At 63.9% G+C, this 24,046-nt stretch carries 30 protein-coding genes; 10 read left to right on the top strand and 20 right to left on the bottom strand.

The genetic code is table 11. The features are described from left to right. Positions 1–8 precede the first annotated feature (8 nt). The gene (locus PVZ80_RS21930) at positions 9–254 is read right to left on the bottom strand and encodes an acetyl-CoA carboxylase (RefSeq protein WP_025805784.1); all 246 of its coding nucleotides are present in this window, start codon (positions 252–254) and stop codon (positions 9–11) included. 101 nt (positions 255–355) lie between these two features. Next, positions 356–1,114 (bottom strand): 5-oxoprolinase subunit PxpA, encoded by a 759-nt coding sequence (locus PVZ80_RS21925; RefSeq protein WP_028683194.1) that lies wholly within the window; start codon positions 1,112–1,114, stop codon positions 356–358. Between the two features lie 246 nt (positions 1,115–1,360). On the opposite strand from PVZ80_RS21925, the gene PVZ80_RS21920 reads away from it, so the two are divergent. Next, positions 1,361–2,278 (top strand): LysR family transcriptional regulator, encoded by a 918-nt coding sequence (locus PVZ80_RS21920; RefSeq protein ID WP_273864534.1) that lies wholly within the window; start codon positions 1,361–1,363, stop codon positions 2,276–2,278. 109 nt (positions 2,279–2,387) lie between these two features. Here the strand turns inward: PVZ80_RS21920 and PVZ80_RS21915 are convergent, their stop codons facing one another. Genes PVZ80_RS21915 through PVZ80_RS21900 form a run of 4 tightly spaced genes read right to left on the bottom strand, consistent with a single transcriptional unit; the run spans position 2,388 to position 5,893 of the window. Further along, complete coding sequence (locus tag PVZ80_RS21915) at positions 2,388–2,993, bottom strand: PqiC family protein (protein ID WP_016703883.1); 606 nt, start codon at positions 2,991–2,993, stop codon at positions 2,388–2,390. Further along, positions 2,990–4,678, bottom strand: coding sequence for a PqiB family protein (locus PVZ80_RS21910; RefSeq protein WP_016703882.1), 1,689 nt, complete (start codon positions 4,676–4,678; stop codon positions 2,990–2,992). The genes PVZ80_RS21915 and PVZ80_RS21910 overlap by 4 nt, the downstream gene beginning before the upstream one ends. Next, on the bottom strand, positions 4,671–5,285 hold the full coding sequence (locus PVZ80_RS21905; protein WP_009050358.1) for a paraquat-inducible protein A: 615 nt from the start codon (positions 5,283–5,285) through the stop codon (positions 4,671–4,673). Before PVZ80_RS21905 ends, PVZ80_RS21910 begins: the two co-directional genes overlap by 8 nt. Further along, positions 5,285–5,893, bottom strand: a complete 609-nt coding sequence (locus PVZ80_RS21900; protein WP_009050359.1) for a paraquat-inducible protein A — start codon at positions 5,891–5,893, stop codon at positions 5,285–5,287. The genes PVZ80_RS21905 and PVZ80_RS21900 overlap by 1 nt, the downstream gene beginning before the upstream one ends. Positions 5,894–6,037: 144 nt before the next feature. Between PVZ80_RS21900 and PVZ80_RS21895 the strand changes: the two genes are divergently transcribed. Beyond that, positions 6,038–6,685, top strand: coding sequence for a TetR/AcrR family transcriptional regulator (locus PVZ80_RS21895; RefSeq protein ID WP_028683195.1), 648 nt, complete (start codon positions 6,038–6,040; stop codon positions 6,683–6,685). 12 nt (positions 6,686–6,697) lie between these two features. Here PVZ80_RS21895 and PVZ80_RS21890 read toward each other — a convergent pair whose 3' ends face one another. Further along, complete coding sequence (locus tag PVZ80_RS21890) at positions 6,698–7,141, bottom strand: multidrug/biocide efflux PACE transporter (RefSeq protein ID WP_028683196.1); 444 nt, start codon at positions 7,139–7,141, stop codon at positions 6,698–6,700. A gap of 90 nt (positions 7,142–7,231) precedes the next feature. Here PVZ80_RS21890 and PVZ80_RS21885 point away from each other — a divergent pair, with 90 nt between their 5' ends. Then, positions 7,232–8,086 (top strand): LysR family transcriptional regulator, encoded by an 855-nt coding sequence (locus PVZ80_RS21885; RefSeq protein ID WP_273864533.1) that lies wholly within the window; start codon positions 7,232–7,234, stop codon positions 8,084–8,086. A gap of 104 nt (positions 8,087–8,190) precedes the next feature. On the opposite strand, the gene PVZ80_RS21880 is transcribed toward PVZ80_RS21885, so the two are convergent. The 4 genes from PVZ80_RS21880 to PVZ80_RS21865 all read right to left on the bottom strand — a co-directional run bounded on the left by PVZ80_RS21880 (position 8,191) and on the right by PVZ80_RS21865 (position 10,833). Next, a complete protein-coding gene (locus PVZ80_RS21880; protein WP_273864532.1) occupies positions 8,191–9,441 on the bottom strand; it encodes an RNA polymerase sigma factor in 1,251 nt (416 codons plus the stop codon). Beyond that, positions 9,441–9,932 carry an SRPBCC family protein gene (locus PVZ80_RS21875; RefSeq protein WP_124309340.1) on the bottom strand — a complete coding sequence of 164 codons (492 nt, stop codon included), beginning with the start codon at positions 9,930–9,932 and terminating at the stop codon, positions 9,441–9,443. Before PVZ80_RS21875 ends, PVZ80_RS21880 begins: the two co-directional genes overlap by 1 nt. Positions 9,933–9,986: 54 nt before the next feature. Beyond that, positions 9,987–10,331, bottom strand: a complete 345-nt coding sequence (locus tag PVZ80_RS21870; protein WP_007925146.1) for a YciI family protein — start codon at positions 10,329–10,331, stop codon at positions 9,987–9,989. A gap of 67 nt (positions 10,332–10,398) precedes the next feature. Then, positions 10,399–10,833 (bottom strand): YybH family protein, encoded by a 435-nt coding sequence (locus tag PVZ80_RS21865; RefSeq protein WP_009050365.1) that lies wholly within the window; start codon positions 10,831–10,833, stop codon positions 10,399–10,401. Between the two features lie 185 nt (positions 10,834–11,018). Here PVZ80_RS21865 and PVZ80_RS21860 point away from each other — a divergent pair, with 185 nt between their 5' ends. Continuing rightward, positions 11,019–11,516, top strand: a complete 498-nt coding sequence (locus PVZ80_RS21860) for a GNAT family N-acetyltransferase (RefSeq protein WP_009050366.1) — start codon at positions 11,019–11,021, stop codon at positions 11,514–11,516. A 20-nt stretch (positions 11,517–11,536) separates the two neighbouring features. Then, positions 11,537–12,142, top strand: coding sequence for a pyridoxamine 5'-phosphate oxidase family protein (locus tag PVZ80_RS21855; protein ID WP_038634391.1), 606 nt, complete (start codon positions 11,537–11,539; stop codon positions 12,140–12,142). A gap of 167 nt (positions 12,143–12,309) precedes the next feature. Here PVZ80_RS21855 and PVZ80_RS21850 read toward each other — a convergent pair whose 3' ends face one another. The 5 genes from PVZ80_RS21850 to PVZ80_RS21830 all read right to left on the bottom strand — a co-directional run bounded on the left by PVZ80_RS21850 (position 12,310) and on the right by PVZ80_RS21830 (position 15,033). Then, complete coding sequence (locus tag PVZ80_RS21850; protein ID WP_038634394.1) at positions 12,310–12,651, bottom strand: hypothetical protein; 342 nt, start codon at positions 12,649–12,651, stop codon at positions 12,310–12,312. After that, positions 12,629–12,910, bottom strand: coding sequence for a type II toxin-antitoxin system Phd/YefM family antitoxin (locus PVZ80_RS21845; protein WP_009050369.1), 282 nt, complete (start codon positions 12,908–12,910; stop codon positions 12,629–12,631). The genes PVZ80_RS21850 and PVZ80_RS21845 overlap by 23 nt, the downstream gene beginning before the upstream one ends. A gap of 92 nt (positions 12,911–13,002) precedes the next feature. After that, on the bottom strand, positions 13,003–13,506 hold the full coding sequence (locus tag PVZ80_RS21840) for a GNAT family N-acetyltransferase (protein WP_009050370.1): 504 nt from the start codon (positions 13,504–13,506) through the stop codon (positions 13,003–13,005). 309 nt (positions 13,507–13,815) lie between these two features. Further along, on the bottom strand, positions 13,816–14,304 hold the full coding sequence (locus PVZ80_RS21835) for a GyrI-like domain-containing protein (RefSeq protein WP_016703874.1): 489 nt from the start codon (positions 14,302–14,304) through the stop codon (positions 13,816–13,818). Positions 14,305–14,370: 66 nt separating this feature from the next. After that, positions 14,371–15,033, bottom strand: coding sequence for a LysE family translocator (locus PVZ80_RS21830; RefSeq protein ID WP_273864531.1), 663 nt, complete (start codon positions 15,031–15,033; stop codon positions 14,371–14,373). A 256-nt stretch (positions 15,034–15,289) separates the two neighbouring features. Here PVZ80_RS21830 and alaC point away from each other — a divergent pair, with 256 nt between their 5' ends. Beyond that, a complete protein-coding gene (gene alaC / locus PVZ80_RS21825) occupies positions 15,290–16,501 on the top strand; it encodes an alanine transaminase (RefSeq protein WP_007925133.1) in 1,212 nt (403 codons plus the stop codon). 182 nt (positions 16,502–16,683) lie between these two features. Here alaC and PVZ80_RS21820 read toward each other — a convergent pair whose 3' ends face one another. Beyond that, on the bottom strand, positions 16,684–18,036 hold the full coding sequence (locus tag PVZ80_RS21820; protein WP_009050373.1) for a GntP family permease: 1,353 nt from the start codon (positions 18,034–18,036) through the stop codon (positions 16,684–16,686). Positions 18,037–18,119: 83 nt separating this feature from the next. After that, positions 18,120–18,653 carry a gluconokinase gene (locus tag PVZ80_RS21815; RefSeq protein WP_007925131.1) on the bottom strand — a complete coding sequence of 178 codons (534 nt, stop codon included), beginning with the start codon at positions 18,651–18,653 and terminating at the stop codon, positions 18,120–18,122. Between the two features lie 215 nt (positions 18,654–18,868). Here PVZ80_RS21815 and PVZ80_RS21810 point away from each other — a divergent pair, with 215 nt between their 5' ends. Continuing rightward, positions 18,869–19,900: a LacI family DNA-binding transcriptional regulator gene (locus PVZ80_RS21810; protein ID WP_009050374.1), complete on the top strand. Its 1,032-nt coding sequence runs from the start codon at positions 18,869–18,871 to the stop codon at positions 19,898–19,900. A gap of 7 nt (positions 19,901–19,907) precedes the next feature. Here the strand turns inward: PVZ80_RS21810 and PVZ80_RS21805 are convergent, their stop codons facing one another. Beyond that, the gene (locus PVZ80_RS21805; protein ID WP_009050375.1) at positions 19,908–20,525 is read right to left on the bottom strand and encodes a LysE family transporter; all 618 of its coding nucleotides are present in this window, start codon (positions 20,523–20,525) and stop codon (positions 19,908–19,910) included. Between the two features lie 66 nt (positions 20,526–20,591). On the opposite strand from PVZ80_RS21805, the gene PVZ80_RS21800 reads away from it, so the two are divergent. Next, entirely contained in the window at positions 20,592–21,554 is a 963-nt protein-coding gene (locus tag PVZ80_RS21800) for a LysR substrate-binding domain-containing protein (protein ID WP_110175330.1), read from the top strand. 10 nt (positions 21,555–21,564) lie between these two features. Here PVZ80_RS21800 and PVZ80_RS21795 read toward each other — a convergent pair whose 3' ends face one another. Then, positions 21,565–22,488 carry a LysR family transcriptional regulator gene (locus PVZ80_RS21795; RefSeq protein WP_273864530.1) on the bottom strand — a complete coding sequence of 308 codons (924 nt, stop codon included), beginning with the start codon at positions 22,486–22,488 and terminating at the stop codon, positions 21,565–21,567. A gap of 148 nt (positions 22,489–22,636) precedes the next feature. On the opposite strand from PVZ80_RS21795, the gene PVZ80_RS21790 reads away from it, so the two are divergent. Then, positions 22,637–23,068 (top strand): PACE efflux transporter, encoded by a 432-nt coding sequence (locus tag PVZ80_RS21790; RefSeq protein WP_124325259.1) that lies wholly within the window; start codon positions 22,637–22,639, stop codon positions 23,066–23,068. Between the two features lie 83 nt (positions 23,069–23,151). Continuing rightward, positions 23,152–23,781 carry a glutathione S-transferase family protein gene (locus PVZ80_RS21785; RefSeq protein ID WP_273864529.1) on the top strand — a complete coding sequence of 210 codons (630 nt, stop codon included), beginning with the start codon at positions 23,152–23,154 and terminating at the stop codon, positions 23,779–23,781. Positions 23,782–24,046 lie beyond the last annotated feature (265 nt).

The raw sequence follows: 24,046 nt of genomic DNA, 5'->3' as shown, positions 1-24,046 counted from the left end.
GCCTGCCCTCACTGGTCATCGAGCGTGGCAACGACCTGACCCGGTTCCACCGGATCGCCGTCCTCTACCGCGAAGGCCGTGAGGCGACCGGCCGTCCCGGCGGTCAGTTCGGAAAACTGCTTCATGACTTCGATCAGGCCAATCACGGTGTCGGCGTCGACGCGCTCGCCAACCTCGACGAAGGGCGCCGACTCGGGCGTGGCCTTGCGATAGAAGGTGCCCGGCAAGGGGGTGATAACGGAATGTTCGGCCATGTCTGTTCCTCTTGGAATAGTTGTAGAAAGGCAGGCAAAAAATCTTCGGCGAACCCCGGCGTCTTCGCGCCTGGTGTTGTGGCTGGGGGTTGCGGAGCGGCTCAGCGCGGCGCACGCACCTCGATCCCGGCCTGGTCCAGGGCGGCGCGGGAGGCCTCCACCAGGCACAGGGCGCCAGGGGTGTCGCTGTGCAGGCAGATGGAGTCGAACTCGATCTCCAGGTCCTCGCCCTCCACGGTGCGCACCAGGCCTTGCTGGCAAGCGCGCACCACACGGGCGGCGACCGTGGCCGGATCGAGGGCGCGAACATTGCGGGTGAAGACGATGGAGCCGCTGAGGTCGTATTCGCGGTCGGCGTAGAACTCGCGGACCACTGGCTGGCCCAGCTCCTTGGCCACCCGCCAGATCACCGAGCCGGGCATGCAATACAGCAGCAGCCCGGGTTCCAGGACTTGCAGGTGTTCAACCAACAAGCGGGCGGCTTCTTCATCCCGCGCCAGGTGCATGTAGAGCGCGCCATGGGGTTTGATGTGTTGCAGCGCCACGCCCTGGACCCGTGCCAGTTCGCGCAGGGCGCCGAGCTGATAGAGCATGTCGTCCACCAGTTCCTGGGCCGGGGCATTGATGTGCCGGCGGCCGAACCCCACCAGGTCGCGGAACCCCGGATGGGCACCGATGGCCACGCCCAGACGCTTGGCCTGCTCGACGGTACGCCGCATGGTGCCGGGGTCGCCGGCATGAAAGCCGGTGGCGATATTGGCCGAGCTGATGAAGCCCATCAGCTCGTTGTCGACGCCATCGCCGATGGTCCAGGGGCCAAAGCTCTCGCCCATGTCCGAATTGAAATCCACTGCCTGCATCGCTGTTGCTCCAACTGCTCGTGACTTCGTGCAGTGGAAATTACGGCCGCCCTTGACCCCTTGGGAAGATCTATTATCAGATACGGTATCTTCTGAAAAACAGATACCGACACTCATGTAGGAGCGAGGCTTGCCCGCGATGGCGTCAGTGATCCCACCACCGGTTCAGGAGTCTGGCCCGGTGGCGTTTGTCATGGCCTCATCGCGGGCAAGCCTCGCTCCTACAGAAGCCTTGAGGAATTCGTGATGTCCCTCACCCTGCGCCAGGTCCGCTACTTCGTCGCCACCGCCGAGATCGGGCAGATTTCCCAGGCGGCGATCCACCTGAACATCTCCCAGTCGGCGGTGACCACGGCAATCAAGGAACTGGAAGCCATGCTCGGCGTGCAGCTGTTCCTGCGTTCGGCCCAGGGCATGAACCTGACCGACGCCGGACGGCATTTTCTCAACCGCGCCTATGTGATCCTGCGCAGTGTCGACGATGCGCTGAACAGCCCGCTGCCAGACTACCGCGCCAGCGGCGTGCTGCACCTGGCGGCCAGCTACACGGTGATCGGCTACTTCCTGCCGCACCACCTGCAACGCCTGGAACACTGGCATCCGGACGTGACCATCGAGGTCCACGAACAGGAACGCCAGGCCATCGAACAGGGCCTGCTGGAAGGCCGCTTCGACATGGCCGTGGTGCTGACCGCCAACCTCACCCACCCGGACATCGTCTCCGAAACCCTGTTCAACTCCGAACGCCGCCTGTGGCTGCCCAGCCATCACCCACTGTGCGAGCGCGCCACCGTCAGCCTCGCCGACGTGGCGCAGGAACCCTACATCCTGCTGACCGTCGACGAAGCCGAACAGAGCGCCATGCGCTATTGGGAAAACGCCCGGCAGAAACCCCGGGTGCGGGTGCGCACCAGTTCGGTGGAGGCGGTGCGCAGCATGGTGGCCAACGGCAGCGGCGTGGCGATCCTCTCGGACCTGGTGCACCGCCCCTGGTCGCTGGAAGGCAAACGCATCGAAACCCTGAGCATGAGCGACCCGGTGACACCCATGAGCGTCGGCCTGGCCTGGCATCGCGAACGGGCGTTCACCCCGGCGATGCAGGCGTTTCGCGACTACTTCCACGACGCCTTCCTTGCGCCGCAGCAGCTGTCGGCACGGCGTTAAGCCGCGCCAAAACGCCAGGAGCGAGCGGGATCGCGATGAGGTACGCGGTACATTCGATCGACCGCGCTACGTGCATCGCGAGCCCGCTCGCTCCTACAGGGGATGGGTGTCAGGAACAGCGCGTGGCCGGGTTCTGCGCCCAGCGTTTGGCGGTGCCGGCAATGCGTTTGGCCAGTTCGCCGATGGCCCGCTGATGGGCCTGGACCAGGCTCGACAGCTCGACGCTGGCCGGCTGGCTGATGCGGCTGCTGCAGGTCAGGCTGCGGCGCTCGACGCCGTCACCGCGCAGGCGCAGGTTCCACACCACGTCGATCAGCGCATAACGCCCCGGCACCGATTCGAAGCGGCGCACATCGGTCTGCAACGACAGGATTGGCTGCCCCGCCGACTTGGGCAGGCCTTCCAGGTTGCGCGTGCCCAGTTGCTGCTCCATCTGGCTGGCCAGGGCATCGTGGAATTCGTCCACCAGCGGCGCGCTCCAGCGCGCGGTTTCCAGGATCGCCAGGGTGCCGCCGTCCTGGCGTACCACGACTTGCGGCTGGTCGACCTGCATCGGGATGCGCACCCCGGCCATCTCGAATTGCAGGGCCGGCGCCGCGACGCCAGCGGGCGCCGGCTCGGGCGCCGGCGGCATCAGGGTGTAGTAATGGGTCGGCGCCGAGCTGCAGGCCGCCAGGCCCAGGGACGCGATCAGCAACGCGAGAGTTTTTTTCATGGCTGGACTTCCGATTCAGGCTCACGAGAAGACGAGGTCGAGGATTTGTAGGCGTCCGGCTGATTGTCCTTGAGCCGCCCGCGGATCAGTGCTTCGGGATGCCGGCTGAGGAAATCGGTGAGCACCCGTACCGAACGGGCGGTGCGCTGCACTTCGTCCATCGCCTGGCCCAGTTGCAGGCGCTGCGGCGAGTCCTCGGCGAAGCTGTCGTTGGCCGTGGTCAGGGTTTTCTTGGTCTGTTCCAGGGTGTTGCGCATTTCTGGCAGCACCTTGCCATTGACGTTCTCCAGGGTCTTCTGCATCTCGGTCAGGCTGCCATTGAGGTTGTTGGCGATGGCATCGATCGGCAATTTGCTGATCTTCTCCACCACTCGCTGCAACTGCTCCTGCAGCTTGTCGAGCCCGCCCGGTACGGTAGGGATTTCCAACGGCCGCGCGGTCGCATCGAAAGCCACTGGCTTGGCGTTGGGGATGAAGTCCATGGAAATGAGCAGTTGCCCGGTCAGCAGGTTGCCGCTGCGCGCCTGGGCCCGCAGGCCATGCTGGACGAAGGTACTGATCAGGTAGCCGGCGCGGCTTTCGTCGGCACCGCTGAGCTTCTCCAGTTGCTGATGGACCTTGCCCAGCCGCGCCGGGTAGATCACCACCCCGACCAGGGTCGAGAAACTCTTTTTCTGCTCGTCGTAATCCAGGTCCATCGACACCACCCGGCCGATGTTCACCCCGAGGAACTCCACCGGCGCATTGAGCGCCAGCCCGCGCAGGGTCTGGTCGAAACGCATGCGCATGTAATACGGGTCGCCATCGGGCGGCGCCAGTGCGGTGTCCGGGTCGGCGAACAGCTGGTAGCTGGCGTTTTCCTCGGCCGGCTTGGCGTTGGGGCTGTACTTGGGTTCGACGAAGGCGATGCCGCCGGCGAGGATCGACGAGATGGATTCGGTGTTGACCTTCAGGCCGTTGGCGCCCAGGGTCACGTCGACGCCGCTGGCGTTCCAGAAGCGTGAGTCGGTGGTGACGAACTGGTCGTTGGGCGCGTTGACGAAGATCCGCACGTCCACGCCCTTGCCGTTTTCCGACAGTTTGTAGGAAATCACCTGGCCCACTTCGATGCGCCGGTAATAGACCGGCGAACCGACGTCCAGCGAGCCCAGGTCATCGGTGCGCAGGGTAAAGCGCTTGCCCTTTTGCCCGTAAGTCACCGGTGGTGGCGTTTCCAGGCCGACGAAGCTTTTCTTGCGCTTCTCTTCCCGGCCGGCGTCGGCGCCGATAAAGGCCCCCGACAGCAGGGTGTCGACCCCGGACACACCGCCGGCGCCAATGCGCGGGCGCACCACCCAGAACATCGAGTCGGCGGCGGTGAAGGACTCCGCCGACTGGTCCAGCTCGACCTTGGCGATCACCTTGCTGCGGTTCTTGCTCAGGGCGATGGAGGTGACCTTGCCGATCACCACGTTCTTGTATTTGACCTGGGTCTTGTTGGCTTCCAGGCCTTCGGCGGTCTGGAAGCTGATGGATATCTCGGGCCCGGCCGACAGCGACTTGTGCACCAGCATCGACAGGCCGACCAGGGCCGCGACTATGGGCACGATCCACACCAGCGAAACATTGAACCGGCGCGTCCTGACCGCGGGGGTGCCCGGCCTCGCTGGCGCGCTTGAAGCGTTGGAACCTGGATGATCAGACATCTTCAACCTCTACATCCCAGATGAGCCGGGGATCGAAACTCATGGCCGCGAACATCGTCAGGACCACGACCAAACCAAAGAACAGGATGCCCATGCGTGGCTCGATCGAGCTCAGGGCGTGGAATTGCACCAGCGCCGCCACCAGGGCGACCACCAGCACATCGAGCATCGACCAGTAGCCGATCACCTCGATAAAACGGTACAGCTTGGCGCGCTCGCGCATCGCCCAATGGCTGCGGCGCTGACAGGTGATCAGCAGCATCCCCAGGACGAAGAACTTGATGCACGGCACCACCACGCTGGCGATAAAGATCAGCAGGGCAATGTCCCAGGAGCCGTGCTGCCAGAACTCCAGCACGCCACTGAGAATAGTGTTTTCGCTGCCGCTGCCGAAGATCTGGGTATACATCACCGGCAGCACATTGGCCGGGATGTAGAAAATCAGGCTGGCCACCAGGAAGGCCCAGGTGCGGCTCAGGCTGTTGGGTTTGCGCGCATGCACCACGGCCTCGCAGCGCGGGCAGTAGTGAACGTCCTGCGGGCAGGTCTGGCCGCAGGTGTGGCACAGCATCAGGCCCAGGTCGCGGGCGTAGGGAGGCTGGCTCATCAGTAACGGCCCTCCAGGTCGGTCCAGAGGCGGCGGATGCCCTTGCCGGAAATCAGGATGATCAGCACCGTCAGCATCGCCAGCGACCACAACCCCAGGCCCGGGTGCACGTCGAGCATGCCGGCCAGCTTGACGATGGCCACCAGGATGCCCAGCAGGCACACCTCCAGCATGCTCCACGGCCGCAGGTGCTCCAGGGCACGCATGCAGGCCTTGAAGCCCGGCGCCGCGCGCCCGATATTGGCGAACCCCAGCACCCAGCAGAGCAAGGCGATCTGCAGGCCGGGCGCAAGGATGATGGCCAGGCCGGTGACGGCGGCGATCAGGCTGATGCGGCCCTGGGCCAGGGCTTCGACCGACTGCCAGAGGGTGGCTTCGTTGCTCAGGCCTTCGAGGCTGATGCCGATCACCGGGAAGGCGTTGGCAAACACGAACAGCAGCGCCGCGGTGATCGACAGAGCCAGCAACTGCTGCACGTTCAGATGTTGGGCGCGCTCCAGCACCGCCCCGCAGCGCGAGCACTGGGAGGTCTGGCCTTTTGCAAGCGGCACGGATTCGTACAGCGAATCGCAATGCTCGCAGATGATCCAGTTGGGAGAGAGTGTCATGGTCTTCGAGTCAGGTGGGACAGCGGAGGGCGCTGATCCATGGCGCGTATTCTCTGCAAAAGTAGAGGATGGTGTCTAGTTTTACCTGAGGACTGCAAACGCTCTGGTGCGCCATAATGTATGCTCCTTGCCGCCTCTCAGACCATGAACGATTCAAAAATGCTCCCGGCCAAAAACCCGCGCTCGCCGAAACAGACTCGTGGCCATGAACGGGTCACGGCGATTCTCGACGCCTGCGCCCACCTGCTGGTCAGCCAGGGAGTGGCCAGCCTGACCATGCATGGCATCGCGCGCGAAGCCGGCACCTCCATCGGTTCGCTGTACCACTTCTTCAGCGACAAGCAGAGCGTGCTCGACGCCCTGGGCCAGCGCCATATCGACGCCATCGACCAGATCACCGCCAACCTCCTGGCCATCGACCCGGCCACCTGGGTCGAGTTGAGCAGCCAGGAGGTGATCGATCGGATGATCATGCCGATCATGGAATACCTCGAGACCCACCCCGACCTGCTGCAGATGATCAGCCCCACCTTCGCCCCAGGCCAGCTCCAGGCCCCGGACGTTCATGCACGGATCCAGGAAACCTACGACCGCATGCTCGCCCTGCGCCTGCCCACCGCCAGCGCCACGGAACGCGACGCCTACGTGACGGCCATGCGCGGATTGCCCATCGGCCTGTTCCAGGTTGCTCTGGAGAATAGTCAGCTCAAGAGCATTCTGCTGCTGCAGGAAGTGCCCAGGGCGATGAAGGCCTACCTCGAGGCCATCGAACGGCACCACGCCGCCCGCTGACCCCTGCTGTTTTCAACTGGTGCGATCGAGCGGGCGACGCAGCATCAACCGCTCCCGCACCAGGTCGTAACCCCAGTGATAGACATAGGTGTACGGCAGGAAGAACAGCAGCACGCCGAGGTCGAGAATCAGCGCCTGCATCAGGCTGACCTGCAGCCACCAGGCAATCAGCGGCACGCTCACCGCCACCAGGCCACCCTCGAACAGCAGCGCATGGGCGACCCGGGTCCAGCCGCTGGGCGCCAGGGCCAGGCGCTTGAGCAGACGGTCGAACAGGCCATTGAAGACCACGTTCCAGGCCAGGGCGATCAGGCCGATGGCGATGGTCGCCACGCCCATGTCGACAAACGGCTTGTCCATGATCCAGGCCAGCAGCGGTGTACACAGCGCGAACGCCAGCAACTCGAAGCCCACGGCCTGGAAAACGCGTTCGGTCAAGGATTTGGTGCTGCTCATGATCCGGCTCCCGCCAGTGAATGTGGTTGCCATGATCACCTCCCCTCCCGATACTTCATAATCATTAACCATCGACCAAGGCGATAGTTCATGGCCTCACACGAAGTACTGCTGGCCTTTGTCCAGGCGGCCACCCAAGGCTCGTTTTCCGCCGCCGCGCGCAAGCTCGGCAAGAGCCAGTCGACCATCAGCGCGGCGGTGGCGAGCCTGGAGATCGACCTCGACCTGCAACTGTTCGACCGCAGCAGCCGCAAGCCCGCCCTCACCCCGCAAGGCCACGTCATGCTGCAACGGGCCGAAGACATCCTGGCCGCCACCAGCCGCCTGGAAATGGCCGCCAGCCAGCTGGCCCAGGGCGTGGAAGCCAAGCTCACAGTGGCCCTGTCCGACACCTATCAGTCGGATCGTTTCGAAACCTCGCTGAGCGCCTTCGAACAGCGCTACCCGGACCTGGAGCTGGAATGCCTGATCGCCGAATGCGACGACCTGATCGAGCTGGTCCAGCGCGGCCGGGCGCAGATCGCCTTCGCCGAAATGCAGCCCGACTACCCGGCGGACCTCGACCATGCGACGGTGGACGAGCGCACGGAAATCGCCCTGTTCGTATCGCGTAATCACCCTTTGGCGGCCCTGCAGCATATCGACCAGGCCCGGCTGCAACAGCACCGCGAACTGCGCCTGGCGACCATCGTCAATCCCTACGACAGCCGGGCCAAGGGCCGGGTATGGTCGGCGCCGAGCTACCTGATGCTGTTGGAAATGGCCCAGGGCGGTTTTGGCTGGGCACCCCTGCCGCGTTGGCTGGTGGAACGTTTCGGCGCCGGCAGCCTGGTGGAGCTCGATGCCCGCGGCTGGCCGCGTAACGTGGCGGTCGATGCCCTGTGGTCGCGCCTGCATCCGCCTGGCCCGGCGGGCAGCTGGTTGCTGGGGCGGATGCTGGAATAGTCGCGACGATCGGCTGGAACGGCTGCGGCGTATTCGAAATCGCCGAAGGCCTTCGGCCTTATCGCAGCCTGCGGCAGCGGCTACAGGGTACGGCAGGATTCAATTCAGAGGGCTTTCAGTGCTTCGAGCCTGTTCTCGATAAAGCGCCGCTCCGGTTCCTGGCGAGTCAGTTCCAGGGCCCGCAGATAGGCTTGCCGCGCCAGTTCGACGCGGCCCAATTGCCGGCAGAACTCAGCCCGCGCCGAATGGGCCAGGTGGTAATCCTGCAATTCGCCCCGGGCCAGGATCGCCTCGACCCGCTCCAGGCCGGCCAGCGGTCCGTCCCGCTGGGCGATGGCGGCCGCGCGATTGAGCTCGATCACCGGCGAGGGCATGGCGCGCAACAATACGTCATACAGGCCGATGATCTGCTGCCAGTCGGTTTCCCCGGCCGTCGCCGCCTCGGCATGCACCGCGGCGATCGCCGCTTGCAGGCAGTACGGGCCGAAACGTCGGGTGCCCAGGGCGTGCTCCACCAGGGCGCAGCCCTCGGCGATCAGTTCGCGATCCCACAGCGAGCGGTCCTGTTCGTCCAGCAGCACCAGCTCCCCGGTGGCCGAGGTTCGCGCCGGGCGCCGCGACTCATGCAGCAGCATCAAGGCCAGCAAGCCCATCACTTCCGGTTCCGGCAGCAGTTCCAGCAACAAGCGTCCGAGGCGGATCGCCTCATGGGTCAGGTCCTCGCGGGTCAGCTCGGCGCCCATCGACGCCGAATAGCCTTCGTTGAACACCAGGTAAATCACCCGCAACACGCTGTCCAGGCGCTCGGGCAGCTCACCCAGGGACGGCACCTGATAAGGGATGTGCGCATCGCGGATCTTGGCCTTGGCGCGCACGATGCGCTGGGCGATGGTGGCCGGCGTCGAGAGAAAGGCGCGGGCGATTTCCTCGGTGGTCAGGTCGCAGATTTCCCGCAGGGTCAGCGGCACCTGGGCGTCCGCCGCCAGCGCCGGGTGGCAGCAGGTGAAGATCAGGCGCAGGCGGTCGTCTTCCAGGTCCTCCTCGCTCCAGTCAGCCTGCTCCAGCTCTTCGAGCTGGCTGACCAGCGCCGCCTGGGACGCGGCGAAGCGCGCCCGCCGGCGCAAACCGTCGATGGCCTTGAAACGCCCGGCCGACACCAGCCAGGCCCGCGGGTTGTCCGGTACGCCGTCGCGCTGCCAGCGCTCGACCGCGACGAAGAACGCCTCGTGCAAGGCTTCTTCGGCGAGGTCGAAATCCCCCAGCAGGCGGATCAGGGTCGCCAGGATCCGCCGCGACTCGTTGCGGTAGACCCTCTCCACCAGCGCCTTGACGCTGTCTTGCGCGGCCGTCGGCATCAGTCCGGCATGCCTCGGGTCACCAGGCTTTCCAGGCGATCCAGGCTCTGCCCCCAGCCCTCGTGGAAACCCATGGCTTCATGGGCCTGGCGGTCCTCTTCGCTCCAGTGCATGGCGCGGGCGGTGTAGAGGGTCTTGCCGTCCAGGTCGTCGAAGGTCACCTCGGCGCTCATGAAGGCCTTGCCCGAAGGGATCCAGCCCGGCAGGAAGGCGTCGGTGAACACCAGCCGCCGTGGCGCGACTATCTCCAGGAACACGCCCATGGTCGGGTACTCATTGCCGTCGGGCGCGCGCATCAGGGTGCGAAACTGGCCGCCGACCCACAGGTCCATTTCACACTCCGGGGTGGTCATGCCGTGGGGGCCCCACCATTGCACCAGCAACTGCGGTTCGGTCCAGGCGCGGAACAGCTTGCCGGGCGGCGCATCGATCAGGCGACTGATGGACAGCTCATATTGGGCGGGCGCAGGGCCCAGGCTGCGGTCGGTCATTGCGAAACTCCTGCTTATGATTGTTTTTTCAGAGCTCGTTTTCCAAGGTGGCGATCAGGGATTCAACTCACGCACCGGGCGCACCTCGACGCTGCCGACCCGGGCCGCCGGGATGTTGCCGGCGACCTGGATGGCTTCGTTGAGGTCCTTGGCATCGATCAGGTAGAACCCGGCCAACTGTTCCTTGGTTTCGGCGAACGGGCCGTCGGTGATCGACAGCCGGCCGCCGCGCATGCGCACCGTGGTCGCGGTCTGCACCGACTCCAGGGCCTCGGCGGCAAGCATCCGGCCGCTGCCCTGCACCGATTCGGCGTAGGCCATGCACTCGGCGTCCTTCGGGCTCTCCGGCAGGCTGTGCAACAGCTGTTCGTCGCTGTAGACCAGGCATAGGTATTTCATGGGGCTCTCCTCGATCGAGCTGATCAACTATGGCTGCAGTTTCAGGCTTTGGCGAAAAACCCGACGATCAGGGTTGCAGGTCGAACAATGCGGTGCCGCTCATCATGTCGAACGGCGCCGACCAGTGTTCGTGGACCACTTTCCACTGCCCACCAATACGCTGGTAACCCGCGGTCACGCGCATCCAGCAGGCCTTGGTCTCGCCCTTGTCGTCAGTGCCGCCACAGTGGGCCAGCCAGTGGGCGAAGGCGATGTCGTTGGCGCCGACTATGTGCAGTTGCTCGAAGTCGAAGATGCCAGGGCCGGGGCAGACTTCCATGCAGGCCTTCCAGTGCGCGCGGTAGGCTTCCTTGCCCTTGAATTGCAACGCGGTCACGGCGTCGAACGAGGTGATGTCGTCGGCGTAGTAGCTGACGATGCGGTCGATGTCCTTGACCATCACGGCCTGGCGCCAGGCGTCGATCAGGCTGCGGATTTCGCTTTCGGTGGTTTGGGCGTTCATGGCAGTTCTCCTTGCGATTGAGTGACACGGGCTCAAGGTGGCCGCCGCAGGGCGACCGTTAAATCGTGAAGACACCCTTAGTCGTCTGGCCGCCCGGCAAATCGACAAGGCCAGGAAAAAAAACCGGGACCCCGGGCAAAATCGCTAGAATCGCCACTCCCGCAGCCCACCCTCAGTGCCCGGATATGGATAGCCCAACGACCACCCGACTCGTGCCCTACGAACAGCTCGACGCCACGCAATTGCAGCAGCTCGACGCGCTCGAGGTGCACCCGCAGCAGAAGAGTTATTCCGGCGATATCTACACCGCGCTGCATACCCTGCTCAAGGCGCCGGAGCCCGGGATCAAGGGCTTCGCCCTATTGGCCGACGAAGTTCCGGTGGCGTTCCTGCTGCTCAAGCGCCCGCCGTTCCTGCCCCATTGGGCCGACCCCGACACCGCCACCCTGCATGCCTTGCAGGTCGATCACCGGGTCCAGGGCCAGGGCTATGGCCGCGCCTGCCTGCAAGCCCTGCCCGCCGCCGCTCGCCAGGCCTGGCCGGAGATCAAGGGGCTGATGCTGTCGGTGGACGCGGACAACGCAGCGGCCTTCAACCTCTACCTGAAGCAAGGCTGGGTCGACAGCGGCGAGGCCTACCGGGGCCGCATCGGCTACGAACGCCGCCTGGCCCTGATTTTCTGACGTTACCCAGGAGAAGCATGATGCTGACCACCCTCGAGCAACTGGAAGCGATCTACGGCCACCCCCTCGAACGGGCCGTGCGCAAGGAAATCCCCTTCCTCAACCCGGACTACCAGGCCATGGTGCGCGCCTCGCCGCTGGTGATCCTGAGCACCAGCGGCCCCGACGGCATGGACGGCTCGCCCCGCGGCGATGTCCCGGGCTTCGTGCGGATCATCGACGAACGCACCCTGGCCCTGCCCGACCGCCCGGGCAACAACCGCATCGACAGCCTGCGCAATATCGTCAGCGACCCGCGGGTGGCGCTGCTGTTCATCATCCCGGGCATCGGCGAGACCCTGCGGGTCAACGGCCGGGCGCGGATCTCGGCCGAGCCGGCGCTACTGGACAGCTTCGCGGTGAATGGCAAACCGGCGCGCACGGTGATCCTGGTGGACGTCGAGGCGGCCTACTTCCATTGTTCCAAGGCCATCGTGCGTTCCGACCTGTGGAACCCCGAGCACTACCTGGAACGCTCGGCCCTGCCCTCGGCCGGCGCCATCCTCAAGCGCCTCTGCGACGGCCAGTTCGACGCCGACCGCTACGACCGGGAAATGCCGGAGCGGGTGCGCAACAGCCTGTATTGAGGGGTTCTTGTAGGAGCGAAGCTTGCTCGTGATGAAGGTTAACGCGGTACATCAGCCAGACCGCGGCGTCCCTATCGCGGGCAAGCCTCGCTCCTACAGGGGGGTGTCGTGGAATGGCAGGCAGAAAAAAGGGCTGCATCGCTGCAGCCCTTGGGCATTTGTATTGATCACAGCTGCAAGCAGTAGTCGATCAACTGCTTTTCAACGCTCTGTCGTTGGCCGATCACCAGCGCTACCACAACCAGGTTTTCTGCCGGATAGATTTCATACAGAACCCGCTGGCCCATGGGCAGAAACTCATGGAAATGCGTCACCCCCAGGGAGGCCGCTTGCTGGCAAACAGCATAGGTATGGGCCTGCTCACTCAGGGTCGAGATGATCTGCATAACCAACTGGTCAACGAATGGCCCAGCCTTGCGGGCGCCGCACTGCTGAATCAGGTACTGCTCCAGGGCAATCACACCGTGTTCGGCCGCAGTGGCGAACTCAACCCTGCAGGTTTTCTGCATCTTCGTCTTCTTGTTGCGCTTGACGGCGCTGGGCCAGGCGCTCCAGCAGCGTATCACCGCTGATCAGCTTGCCTTGCTCCTTGTCGCGCCCGGCGAACGAAAGCAGCTTGATCAAGGCTATCGCCTCATCTCGGCGCTTACGCTCTTCGTAGGACTCGATCACATAAGCCGGAACCCCGTTCTGCGTGACCAGCATGGGCTCGGAGAGGTCGAGATCAGCAGCGTTCTTTTTGACAAAACTGATGGTTTTAATGCGCATGGTTTATCTCCTGCGCTTTGCGCAGCGGTGAATCCAGCGCAGAAGCTGGTCTGAATTTAGACTACAAAAGAACCAGCAGCAAATGACATGTGTTACCGAGGAAGATTCAGCACCATCTCATGCCAGGCCATGCCGCCATGGTCCGACGCCGAGGCCTTGAGGTAGACGAAGCCAAAACGCTCGTACAGCGGCACATGCCGTTCCTTGCACATCAGGTTGATGCTGGCCTTGCCCAGGCCGCGCATGCGCTCGATAAAGGCCTCCAGCAAACGCCGGGAAACACCCTGGCCCTGATAGTCCGGATGCACCACCACCGACATGATCACCACGTGAGGCCCGGCCGGGTCGTGGCCGATCAGTTCCTTGAAGGCCTCGTCGGCCATCTCGACCTCGAAGGCCGCGCCGGAATTGATGAAGCCGGCCACCACGCCCTCCACTTCGGCGACGATGAAACCCTCGGGCCAGGTGGCGATGCGGGTGGCGATCTTCTCCCGGGTGGCGGCTTCGTCGCCTTCGTAGGCCAGGGTTTCGATGGCGAAGCAGCGGTCCAGGTCAGCGGCGGCGACCTGACGGATCAACAGGCTGGATAAGGTCATGGGGAACAGATCGGCTATGGGAAATGCCGCCGATCATAAAGTAATAAGGCTTGCATATCGAACGGCGGCAAGCCCGTAAAACCTGCATATAGTCGCTGTCATCCGCACGCCGACCGGGTTATTTATCAGGGCTCAATCAATCCCATCCTGGTCGAGTACGGAAGTCGCCATGAGCAATGTTCAGATCGGTTTGCTGGTGCTGTTCGGCATCAGTGCGTTCGGTTTTGTCACCCTGTCCATCGACCTGTGGCGCGCCCGCCGGCCGGGCAAGGGTAAATGACCGGGCCCGTCGCAGGCCCGGTCCGTGGCTCACTGTTCCTTGAGCGGTAGCCAGATTTCCAGCACGCCCTGGCCGGTGTCGGGGTTGAAGTCGGCGCTGTAGCGTTCGAATTCCGGCGCATCGGCGGCTTCGCGCCCGGACTGCGGCAGCCAGGTTTTCCAGATGTACTGGAAGGTCTGCGACAGGCTCGCCAGCGGCCCCTGGTGCTCGAACACCGCGTAGTGCTGCGGCGGCACCTCGACCCAGCGGTACAGCTCGGGCAGGTCGTCGAGCTTGCTGATCTCGACCCCGGCGATGTATTCGAAGCCGCCTTTGCCGTCGGGGTTGCAGCAGAGGCCGTAGGTCACCTCCCCCACCTGGCCGGGTATCTTGCCGAGATGGGGAATGAAGCCTTCCCAGAGTTCAGGAATGCGCTGCGTCGTCTCGGGAGTGAAACGCCCGCCAAGACCGGCGATCAGCAGAAAGCGCCCCTTCTCGAAACGCGGCACCGGCCCGCTGACCTGTTTTTGCTCATCCATGATGCGACTCCTGCCTGAAAAATGGGTTCGGCAGGGAGTATAGAGGCCAAACCCGAATCGCCTGCATCAGAGCGCGGGAAGTTCCGCGACCGCCGCGCCGACAATGAACTCCTGATAACCGGACAGGATCACGTAGACCGCGAAATAGCAGAAGATCGCCGCAGATGCCATGTAGGAGTAACGCAACAACTTGTCCCCCAGCAGCTTGCCGCCCTGGGTCGCGGCAAAGCACAGGCCCACAACCCAGGCCAGCCCGGCGCAGAAGAAACCGCTGAGGAACAGCCCGGAGCTGAGCAGGTCGCCGCCACCGGAACGGGCAATCAGGGTCCCGCCCACCGCGGCGAACCAGAGGATCGCGCTGGGGGACGACATGGCCAGGAAAATACCGCGGAAAAACTCCTTGCGCGGCGAACCGTTGTCGACCTCGCCGGTCTCGGCCAACACCGCGCTGTGGTGGATCGCCGAATAGATCATCTTCGCCGCGAAATACACCAGCAGCGCCGACCCGCCGATCCACAACACCCAGCGCACCGCCTCGTACTGCAGCAGCACGGTCATGCCGGCCAGCGCCAGCACCGCGTAGACCAGGTCACCGACACAGGTGCCCAGGCCCAGGCAGAAACCCTGGAAGTAGCCACGCTGCATGGCCAGGGTAATCATCGCGATATTGGCCACGCCTATGTCCAGGCACAGCGAAAGGCTCAGCAGAAAGCCGCTGGTAAACTCCATCATTCATCCTGTTCGATGCGGTTGTTCGAGTGGGGGGGTATTTAACGCGGGCGGGCCCGGCAAACACAATGCGCAGGCTGCGAATCCCGCCACGACGATGCAAATCCCTGTCCAGGCAGCGCCGCTGCCGGCGAAAAAATAGTTGTCGCCCCCCTCTGGACAGCCTGGCGCCACAGCCCTTATCGTCTGCCCCCAGGCCACCGCAGTGGCCGACGTCGCTCGGACGGTTCCGGGCGCTCACGTACTCGAGGCAACAATGGCCGAACAAGGTTCGCCGCGCCGCTTTGCGCGCATAGATCGACTCCCCCCCTACGTATTCAATATCACTGCCGAGCTGAAGATGGCTGCGCGTCGGCGCGGCGAAGACATCATCGACTTGAGCATGGGTAACCCCGACGGTGCGACTCCGCCGCACATCGTCGAGAAACTGGTCACCGTCGCCCAGCGCGAAGACACCCACGGCTACTCCACCTCCAAGGGTATCCCGCGTCTGCGCCGGGCCATTTCGCGCTGGTACAAGGATCGCTACGAGGTCGATATCGACCCGGAAAGCGAAGCCATCGTCACCATCGGTTCCAAGGAAGGCCTGGCGCACCTGATGCTCGCCACCCTGGACCAGGGCGACACCGTGCTGGTGCCCAACCCGAGCTACCCGATCCATATCTACGGCGCGGTGATCGCCGGCGCCCAGGTGCGTTCGGTGCCGCTGGTGCCGGGCGTGGACTTCTTCGACGAGCTGGAACGGGCCATCCGCGGCTCGATCCCGAAACCGAAGATGATGATCCTCGGCTTCCCCTCCAACCCGACCGCGCAGTGCGTCGAGCTGGACTTCTTCGAACGGGTGATCGCCCTGGCCAAGCAGTACGACGTGCTGGTGATCCACGACCTGGCCTACGCCGACATCGTCTACGACGGCTGGAAAGCCCCGTCGATCATGCAGGTGCCGGGCGCCAAGGACATCGCGGTGGAGTTCTTCACCCTGTCCAAGAGCTACAACATGGCCGGCTGGCGCATCGGCTTCATGGTCGGTAACCCGGAGCTGGTCAGCGCCCTGGCGCGGATCAAGAGCTACCACGACTACGGCACCTTCACCCCGCTGCAGGTGGCGGCCATCGCTGCGCTGGAAGGCGACCAGCAGTGCGTGAAAGACATCGCCGAGCAGTACCGCCAGCGCCGCAATGTGCTGGTCAAGGGCCTGCATGAACTGGGCTGGATGGTCGAGAATCCCAAGGCTTCGATGTACGTCTGGGCGAAGATTCCCGAGGCCTACGCGCACCTGGGCTCGCTGGAGTTCGCCAAGAAGCTGCTGGCCGAGGCCAAGGTCTGCGTCTCGCCAGGGGTGGGTTTCGGCGAGTACGGCGACGACCATGTGCGTTTCGCCCTGATCGAAAACCAGGACCGCATCCGCCAGGCCGTGCGTGGTATCCGCGGCATGTTCCGCGCCGATGGCCTGGTGCAGAAAGGCTGATACCCACCGACAAACAAGCAGGCACAAAAAAACCGCATCGCTGCGGTTTTTTTGTGCCTGTCTGCCGACCCCGTAGCCGCTGCCGCAGGCTGCGATAAGGACCGAAGGGCCTTCAGCGATTGCAAGATCGCTACGGCCGTGCCGGCCGATCGCAGCCTTCGGCAGCGGCTACAGGGCTCGGCTTACACCACCAGCGACAGCAGCAGGATAAAGATCAGGCCCACCACCGAGAGGATGGTTTCCATCGCGGTCCAGGTCTTGAAGGTTTCCGCCACGGTCATGTTGAAGTACTGCTTCACCAGCCAGAAACCGGCGTCGTTGACGTGGGACAGGATCAGCGAACCGGCACCGGTGGCCAGCACCAGCAGCTCACGGTTGACCCCGGGAATCATACCGACCACCGGTACCACGATGCCCGCGCCAGTGATGGTCGCCACGGTTGCCGAACCGGTGGCGATGCGAATCACCGCCGCCACCAGCCACGCCAGGAGGATCGGCGAGATCTGTGCGTTGACCGCCATATGGCCGATCACGTCACCCACGCCGCTGGTCACCAGCATCTGCTTGAAGCCACCGCCGGCACCGATGATCAGGATGATCGCCGCGGTCGGCGCCAGGCTGGCGTCGAGCAACTTGAGGATCTGCTTGGAGCCGATGCCCTGGCGCGAACCGAAGGTGTAGAGCGACAGCAGCAAAGCCAGCAGCAGCGCGCTGATCGGGTGACCGATCATGTCCATCCAGATGCGGAAGAAGTGCCCGTCCGGGAAGGCCACGTCGGCGAAGGTCTTGAGCAGCATCAGGAACACCGGCAGCAGCACGGTCAGCAGGGTCACGCTGAAGCTCGGCAGGTTGGCCGAGGTGTTTTCGCGTGCCAGCTGGTCGACCAGTTCCTGGGACGGATGACCCGGGATGTGCTTGGCGATGAAGGTGCCGTAGATCGGACCGGCGATGATCGCGGTCGGCAGGGCAACGATCAGGCCGTAGAGAATGGTCTTGCCGATGTCGGCGCCGAACACGCCGATGGCCAGCAGCGGGCCCGGATGCGGCGGCACCAGGCCGTGCACCGCGGACAGGCCGGCCAGCAGCGGGATGCCGATCTTGATGATCGACACGCCGGTACGCCGGGCGACGATGAACACCAGCGGGATCAGCAGCACGAAGCCGATCTCGAAGAACAGCGGGATGCCCACCAGGAAGGCGGCGAACATCATCGCCCACTGCACCCGCTCCTTGCCGAACGAGCGGATCAGGGTCTGGGCGATCTGATCCGCGCCACCGGATTCGGCCATCATTTTGCCGAGCATGGTGCCCAGCGCGAGGATGATCCCGACGAAACCGAGTACACCACCGAAGCCGTCCTGGAACGCCTTGATGATCTTGTCCACCGGCATGCCCGAAGTCAGGCCGAGGAAACCCGCGGCGATGGTCAGGGCGATGAAGGGATGCAGCTTGAATCGGGTGATCAGTACGATCAGCCCGATAATGGTGACCACTGCGTCTACCAGCAGATAGGTCTCTTGGGACATGCCAAACATGGGGTTGCCTCCGGTTTGTTGTTTTTATTCAAGCGTTAAAAACGTGAGCCGAGTGGGATAGCGCTATCTGTGTGAACCGAAGCTTATCGGGATGAATCCAGCCCGTGCTCCAGCCACCAGCCATGGGCCTGTTCGGCCAGCCGGTCAACGCTGTGGATGGTGGCGTCCAATGCCAGGGTCAGGGGTTCGCCCACGGGAGATTCGAGGGTGGCGAACTGACTGTCGATCAGGGTCGAAGGCATGAAATGCCCCGGACGGTGGGCCACGCGATCGGCGGCCACCTGTGGTGTCAATTGCAGGAAAACGAAGCCCAGGCCGGGCGTGGCGCTGCGCAGGCGGTCGCGGTACTTGCGCTTGAGCGCCGAGCAGGTCAGCACCGGACGCTGTCCGGCGGCCAGGGCACGACGCAACTCGTCGCACAGGCTGTCGAGCCAGCCGGCACGGTCGTCGTCGTTCAGGGGAATACCGGCACTCATCTTGGCGATATTGGCGGCAGGGTGGAACGTATCGCCTTCAATGGCCGTGGCGCCGCTGCGCTGGCACAGCGCTTCACTGACGCTGGACTTGCCGCAGCCGGCAACGCCCATGATGACCAGGGCGGTGATGGGTTGACTCATGTAACACCTCAGCGCGCAGACAGCGCTACCTTCGCTCTTGAAAATGCTAGTGCAAAAATAGTTTCTGCCGACGCCTTCTTGTCATTTTTGTGGGTTGCCGCGTATATAGGCCGCGAAACCAAAGAGTGCGGGTCAGGCCGACCGCGCTCACGCATTGCAGCTGTTTCGAGACAGCGCTACCTTAGTGACTTGAATTTTGTTTGGCAAGCCGTCTGATGACCTCCTCCAAGAACGATAAAAATACCCGCACCACGGGGCGCCCTACCCTCAACGAAGTCGCGCGCCTGGCCGGCGTCAGCCCGATCACCGCCTCGCGAGCGCTGCGCGGCATCGACACGGTGGCCACCGAACTGGTGGAAAAGGTGCGCAAGGCCGCCAGCGAACTCAACTACGTGGTCAACCCCGCCGCGCGCGCCCTGGCCTCGGCCCAGAGCCATTCAGTGGTGGTGCTGGTGCCGTCGCTGTCCAACCTGCTGTTCATCGACACCCTGGAAGCCATTCATCAGGTTCTGCGGCCCAAGGGCTTCGAAGTGCTGATCGGCAACTTCCACTATTCCCCCGACGAAGAAGAAAACCTGCTGCGCAACTACATGGCCTACCAGCCACGCGGTTTGCTGCTGACCGGCTTCGACCGGACCGAAAGTGCCCGACGGATGGTCGAAGCCAGCAACGTCCCCTGCGTCTACATGATGGACCTCAACCCCGAGGCCGGCCTGAACTGCGTGGGCTTCTCCCAGCACAACGCCGGGGAAACCGCCGCCGAGCACCTGATCTCCCGCGGCCGCAAGCGCCTGGCCTACATCGGCGCCCAGCTCGACCAGCGCACCCTGATGCGCGGCGAAGGTTTCCGCCGTGGCCTGGAGAAAGCCGGCCTGTACGACCCGAAACTGGAAGTCCTCACCCCGCGCCCGTCGTCGGTGGGCCTGGGTGGTGAACTCTTCCTGCAACTGCTGCACAGCCACCCGGACGTCGACGCAATCTTCTTCGGCAACGACGACCTGGCCCACGGCGCCCTGCTGGAAGCCATGCGCTGCGGCATCAGGATCCCCGAGCAAGTGGCGGTGATGGGCTTCAACGACCTGCCCGCCTCCGCGCACATGGTGCCGCGCCTGAGCAGCATCAGCACCCCGCGCGAAGCCATCGGCCGCCGCGCCGCGGAGCAGCTGCTGACCCTGATGGCCGGTAACAGCGTGGCCAAGCCGGTGGTGGACATGGGCTTCGAATTGAAGGTGCGCGAGAGCACCTGAGCCGCGTTCAGGAACGCAGGCTCAGGGCGCTGAGCAGCACACCGAAGCCCACCAGCAGAACGCCGAACAGCTGGTCGATACGCCGCTTGTAAGCCATGAGCCGGGCCCGGATGCCCGGCGTCGAGAAGAACAGCGCCACCGCCACGAACCACAGCACATGGGCCAGGACAATGATCGCGCCATAGCCGATCCGCACACCCGGCGCGGTCCCCGGCTGCATCACCTGCATGAACAGGCTGACCACAAAAATCATGGTCTTGGGGTTCAGCGCATTGGTCAAAAAGCCGGTGCGCAGCGCCGTCCATGCCGAAACCCGCGGCGTATCCATCGCCACCTCCTCCTCGACTGCGCGAGTACGCAGCATCCGGATACCGAGATAAACCAGGTACAGCGCCCCGGCGATCTTTAACGCGCCGAACAACAGCAGCGACTCCTTGACCAGCAGGCCGACGCCAAACAGCGTGTAGCCGATATGCAGCATCACCCCGAGCCCGATCCCCAGTGCCGTGAACACCCCATGCCGACGCGACAGCACCAGGCTGTTGCGCGTGACCATGGCAAAATCCGGCCCCGGGCTCAGCACCGCCAGCACAGTGATGGTGATTACCACTAACAGTTCAGTCATTTTCAAACGCCTTCGCTATAGAATCCGGCCCATACTTTATGAGCACGAACCCTCACAGAGCGAACGATGAAAACTGACATTTTCGGTGATAAAAAATCACAGACAATCAATCGCCGCCTGCCGCCCCTGAGCGCCCTGCGCTGTTTCGAGGCCGCCGCTCGCCTGGAGAGCTTCACCCGCGCCGGCGAAGCCCTGCACCTGACCCACGGCGCCATCAGCCGTGCCGTGCGCGCCCTGGAAGAAGACCTCGGCACGCGGTTGTTCGAGCGTCGCAGCCACCGGGTATTTCTCACCGAGGCCGGCCGCGAATTGCTGCACAGCGTGGAGCATGCCTTCGACCTGATCGACGCCGCCGCACGCAAACTGCGAACGCCGGACAAGGCCGCGACCCTGGTGCTGTCCTGCGAACCGACCCTGCTGATGCGCTGGCTGATTCCCCGGATCCCGGCATTCTTCGCCGCTCATCCGGATATCCCCCTGCAACTGGTGGCCGGCGGCGGGCCCTTCGCTTTTGCTCAAGGCATCGACCTGGCAATCCGCCGCAACGACTTTCCCTGGCCGCCGCACACCCATGCGCAGTGGCTGTTCGATGAAGCCATCGGCCCGGTATGCCGCCCGGAACAGGCCGCCCACTGGGCACGCAATGCAGCAGGCACGGCCCAGTTATCGAGCACTGCGCCGCGCCTGCACAGTGCGACCCGGGCGCAGGCCTGGGAGCAATGGTTGACCCTCAAGGGAATGGAACAGGCGCCGGGCAAGGAGCAGGTCTTCGAGCATTTCTACTTCAGCCTGCAAGCAGCAGTCGCCGGGTTGGGACTGGCGATCGCGCCCTGGCAACTGGTGCGCGACGACCTGGAGTCGGGCCTGCTGGTCGCGCCTTTCGGCTTTATCGCCGACGGCAGCGCTTACTACCTGTTGTCACCCGAGACGATCGAACCCAACTCAGCCGTCGCCCGCTTGCTCGAATGGCTGCGCCACCAGGCGCTGCCGGGCAGCGAGCCGCACGACGCCACCCGCCCAGGCACATGAGCGGAAGCTCCTACAGCCTCATCTCTGCATGAGCCTCCGAGGTCAGTGCCGGATCCTGCCCACCCAACAACTGCACAAACGCCTGAGCAGCCTTTTGCAGGGGCTGGTTCTTCAGCCAGACCGCGTGTACCGGCAGCAGCAGGCCGTTGTCGATGTTCTTGAAGGTCAGGCGCTTGAGCCTTCCGGCCTTGAGCAAGGGGGCGATCACCGACTGCGGGAAGTTGCCCCAGCCGATACCGGACTCGACCATATCCAGGGCCATGGCCAGGCTGTCGGTGCGCCAGTAGGACTCGGCGATCAGCGGCCGGGTGTCGCGGATCGGCAGGTCGCGGCTGGCAACCACCACCTGGCGGACGTTGACCAGCTCTTCCAGATAGAGGGTGGCGTCCGGCGCCTCGGGTAACGGATGGCGCGCGGAAATGCAGGCGATCATCCGTTCGCTGCCGACGTACTGGAAATACTCCAGCACGTTCAGGCTGAGCCCGGCGAAAGCCACGCCGACCGCGATCCGGCCAGTGTGCAGCAGCTGCAACACATCGTCCTGGGGCGCGCTAAGCACCTCGATGTCGAGCAACGGATGGCGCTCGGCGATCAGCTTGATCGCCGCCAGCACCCGGGACTTGTCGATGTCCTCGACTACACCGATGGACAGCCGGCTTTCCAACCCCAGGGACAACTCCACTGCATGCACCTGCAGCTGCTTGAGCTGCTCGGCGATCAGCCGCGCGTGGGGCGCCAGGGCGTTGGCCATGGCGGTGGGCACCGGCTCGCGATGGCTGCGATCGAACAAGGGATAACCCAGCTCCGCCTCGAGGTTGGCGATACCCATGCTCACCGCCGACGGCACCTTGCCCAGGGCCCGCGCCGCCGCGGAAAACGAACCGCGCTCGAGCACGGCGAGAAACAACTGGATGCTGTCGCTGGAGAAATTCATGGGGACGCCTGTCTAGGATGCCGATCTATCAGAAAACCTGAAAGCTTCTGACTTTTTCTGTCAGGCATATTGAAGCTATCTTGCGCCGCATTCGCCAGCCATTCCTGTAAAAGGAGCGGCCCGGGCCAACGAACGCGGAGGAAAAAGCATGCAAGGCATCAAGCGCAAACTGGTTTACGTGTCACTGTTCGAGGTGTTCGGCATGACTTTCTCGGCCCTGGGCCTGGCCTTGCTGTCCGGCACCTCGCCGAGCAGCACCGGTCCGCTGGCGGTGGTGATCACCAGCATCGCGGTGACCTGGAACTTCATCTACACCAGCCTGTTCGAGCGCTGGGAAAGCCGCCAGGTCTCGCGGACCCGCACGGTCAAGCGGCGGATCGCCCACGCCGTGGGTTTCCAACTGACGTTGATCCTGTTCCTGATTCCGTTGATCGCCTGGTGGATGCACATCAGCCTGGTGCAGGCCTTCCTGCTGGACCTGGCGCTGATCCTGTTCATTCCTTGCTACACCTTCGTCTTCAACTGGCTGTTCGACCGGATCTTCGGCCTGCCGGCGTCGGCGCTGCCGGACCCGGCCTGAGCATCCCGGCGCAAATCGGCATCGCCGAGAGTCGGCGACGCTGTTAGATTTCCAGGGCCCTCCACCCGCCAAGGAAAGCTCCCATGGGAACCCTGAGAATTCTCGGTAAAGCCTCGTCGATCAACGTCAGAAAAGTGCTGTGGACCTGCGAAGAGCTGGGCCTGTCCTACGAACGCGAGGATTGGGGCAGCGGCTTCCAGTCGACCCACACGCCGGACTTTCTCAAGCTCAACCCCAACGCCCAGGTGCCGGTGCTGATCGATGACGCCGGCGCGCTCTGGGAATCCAACAGCATCTGTCGTTACCTGACCAGCAAGGTCGCCGGGCAACGACTGCTGCCCGGCGAGCCCCGGGCCCGGGCACTGGTGGAGCAATGGATGGACTGGCAGGCCACGGAACTCAACCCCGCGTGGAGCTACGCCTTCGTCGCCCTGGTCCGGCAGAACCCGGACTTTCAGGACCCGCAGCGGATCGCCGTCGGCATTCGCGGCTGGAACGCCAAGATGGCCCTGCTCGAACAGCAACTGGCAAGCACCGGGGCCTATGTGCTCGGCGAGCAGTTCAGCCTGGCCGATATCGTCCTCGGGCTGTCGGTGCATCGCTGGATGATGACGCCCATGGAGCGCCCCGACTTCCCCGCCGTCGCCGCCTACTACCAACGCCTCAGCGAGCGTCCGGCCTTCCTGCTGCATGGACGCAATGGCATTCCCTGAATCGTCTTTTTCTTCTGTAGGAGCGAGGCTTGCCCGCGATAAGGCCGTCCCAGACACCACCCAACTCGATCCCTGAACCGGTGTTGCGATTACGGGCGCTTTCGCGGGCAAGCCTCGCTCCTACAGACGCTGGATGCCGCTTCGGTTGATGCAGCGGCATAAACCAGCAAAATGTAACGAAATACGACAATAAATCAGCGCATGGCCCATCTTCCGGGCCGGCATTCACAATCATTGATTTCCGTTAGCCAGCTAAGATTCCTCT

This window comes from Pseudomonas sp. B3G-3 (assembly GCF_028640915.1).
Classification (GTDB): Bacteria; Pseudomonadota; Gammaproteobacteria; order Pseudomonadales; family Pseudomonadaceae; genus Aquipseudomonas; species Aquipseudomonas chlororaphis_I.
The sequence above is the reverse complement of the archived record's forward strand: the minus strand, read 5'-3'. Positions and strand labels throughout refer to the sequence as shown.